This window comes from Streptococcus sp. GMD4S, assembly GCF_000296955.1.
Genome location: NZ_AJRE01000473.1, coordinates 1 through 2,815, shown reverse-complemented (window position 1 = coordinate 2,815; position 2,815 = coordinate 1). Strand labels below are relative to the sequence as shown.

3 protein-coding genes are annotated in these 2,815 nt (G+C 41.9%); all 3 read left to right on the top strand.

The window, feature by feature from the left end; genetic code table 11:
• Nucleotides 1–239, top strand: a 239-nt coding sequence (locus GMD4S_RS13850; protein WP_237739149.1) for a hypothetical protein, incomplete at its 5' end; no start/stop codon positions are given.
• 160 nt (nt 240–399) lie between these two features.
• A complete protein-coding gene (locus GMD4S_RS11745) occupies nt 400–1,716 on the top strand; it encodes an FAD-containing oxidoreductase (RefSeq protein ID WP_000958959.1) in 1,317 nt (438 codons plus the stop codon).
• 99 nt (nt 1,717–1,815) lie between these two features.
• The coding region (locus tag GMD4S_RS11740; RefSeq protein ID WP_000770013.1) for a Mur ligase family protein at nt 1,816–2,815 on the top strand (1,000 nt) is incomplete at its 3' end.

Here is a 2,815-nt window from a genome sequence, read left to right as displayed (position 1 = left end):
CTTGGATGGGACTGGCTTCTACAAATCCAGCTTTTTCAATCTCTGCTAGCAATTCAGCAGACAAGTTAAATTCATTAAATTTCACGTTTTTCTTCTTTCTAAAGATGGTGCGAAGCCATCCTATAGCGCTTAGTATATACTTTTCTTTTCATGACGTATCTTCAACAAAAATGAGATACCGTGTTGCTTCTTTTCCACGAAAGAAAAGTACTAGTTTCTTTGCAACCTATCTAGTATAACACAAGAGCGGGGCAAAAGATAGTAGAATCCTTAAGGAAAATCATGTAAACGATTTTCCACAAATATAAATACAGCCTTATATGATTCGTTTCTCCGTAGCGGAATTGTGCAAAAGTTTTTTTCTTGTGCTAGAATGAAATCAAACAGGAGGATTAAAAAATGTTAACATACGATTTAATTGTTATTGGATTTGGTAAGGCTGGTAAAACACTAGCTGGTAAATTGGCTTCAGCTGGCAAAAAAGTTGCCCTCGTTGAACGTAGTAAAGCTATGTATGGCGGAACTTGTATCAATATCGGATGTATCCCAACTAAAACCTTGTTAGTTGCTGCTGAGAAAGATTTGTCTTTTGAAAAAGTCATTGCTACCAAAAATACTATCACTGGTCGCCTCAATGGTAAAAACTATGCAACTGTTGCTGGTACAGGCGTAGATATCTTTGATGCGGAAGCACACTTCCTTTCAAATAAAGTCATCGAAATCCAAGCAGGTGATGAAAAACAAGAACTGACTGCTGAAACAATTGTCATCAACACTGGCGCTGTTTCAAACGTCTTACCTATTCCTGGACTTGCTACAAGTAAGAATGTCTTTGACTCAACAGGTATCCAAAACTTGGACAAATTGCCTGAAAAACTTGGAGTACTTGGAGGTGGAAACATCGGTCTTGAATTTGCAGGACTCTACAACAAACTTGGTAGCAAGGTCACAGTTCTAGATGCCTTGGACACATTCCTTCCTCGTGCAGAACCTTCCATCGCAGCACTTGCTAAACAATACATGGAAGAAGACGGCATTGAATTGCTTCAAAACATCCGTACTACTGAAATCAAAAACGACGGTGATCAAGTGCTCGTCGTAACTGAAAACGAAACCTACCGTTTCGATGCCCTTCTCTACGCAACTGGACGCAAACCAAATGTAGAACCACTTCAACTTGAAAATACAGATATTGAACTAACGGAGCGTGGTGCTATCAAGGTCGACAAACACTGCCAAACAAACGTTCCTGGTGTCTTTGCAGTTGGAGACGTCAACGGTGGACCTCAATTCACCTACATTTCACTTGATGACTTCCGTGTTGTTTACAGCTACCTTGCTGGAGATGGCAGCTACACACTCGAAGACCGGCTCAATGTACCAAACACCATGTTCATCACACCAGCTCTTTCTCAAGTTGGCTTGACGGAAAGCCAAGCAGCTAATTTGAAACTTCCATACGCCGTTAAGGAAATCCCTGTTGCTGCCATGCCTCGTGGTCACGTAAATGGAGACCTTCGCGGAGCCTTCAAAGCTGTTGTCAATACTGAAACAAAAGAAATTCTTGGAGCAAGCATCTTCTCAGAAGGTTCTCAAGAAATCATCAACATCATCACTGTTGCTATGGACAACAAGATTCCTTACACTTACTTCACAAAACAAATCTTCACTCACCCAACCTTGGCTGAGAACTTGAATGACTTGTTTGCGATTTAAGTTGAGACTGATTTGTTAACCAACAGCCCTCATCGGGCTGTTTTTGCTTCTGCGAAATCTCAAACCTGTCTTTTCCCTCTTTTATGATATAATAGAAACATGAAATTAAAAACTACTTTGGGTCTCCTAGCTGGGCGTTCTTCTCACTTCATCTTGAGCCGTCTTGGCCGCGGAAGTACGCTCCCAGGAAAACTTGCCCTCCAATTTGATAAAGATATTTTACAAAATCTAGCTAAGAACTACGAGATTGTCGTGGTCACTGGAACCAATGGGAAAACCCTGACAACCGCCCTCACTGTCGGCATTTTAAAAGAAGTTTATGGTCAGGTTCTGACCAATCCAAGCGGTGCCAATATGATTACAGGGATTACGACAACTTTCTTGACTGCCAAATCCTCTAAAACTGGAAAAAACATTGCCATTCTAGAAATTGACGAGGCCAGCCTATCTCGTATCTGTGACTACATCCATCCTAGCCTTTTTGTCATCACTAACATTTTCCGTGACCAGATGGACCGCTACGGTGAGATTTACACAACTTATAAGATGATTTTGGATGCTATCCGTAAGGTGCCTACGGCTACTGTTCTCCTCAATGGTGATAGTCCACTTTTCTACAAGCCAGCTATTCCAAATCCTGTTCAGTATTTTGGTTTTGACTTGGAAAAAGGACCAGCCAAACTAGCTCACTACAATACCGAAGGAATCCTCTGTCCTAACTGTCAAGGCATCCTCAAATATGAGCACAATACCTATGCCAACTTGGGGTCCTATATCTGTGAAAATTGTGGTTGCAAACGTCCTAATCTCGACTATCGCTTAACAGAACTGGTTGAATTGACCAACAATCGTTCTCGCTTTGTCATTGACGGCCAAGAATACGGCATCCAAATCGGTGGGCTCTACAATATCTACAATGCCCTTGCTGCGGTCGCTATTGCCCGTTTCCTCGATGCAGATTCACAACTCATCAAGCAAGGATTTGACAAGAGCCGTGCTGTCTTTGGACGTCAGGAGACCTTCCATATCGGTGATAAAGAATGTACTCTTGTCTTGATTAAAAATCCAGTCGGTGCGACCCAAGCTATCGAGATGATCA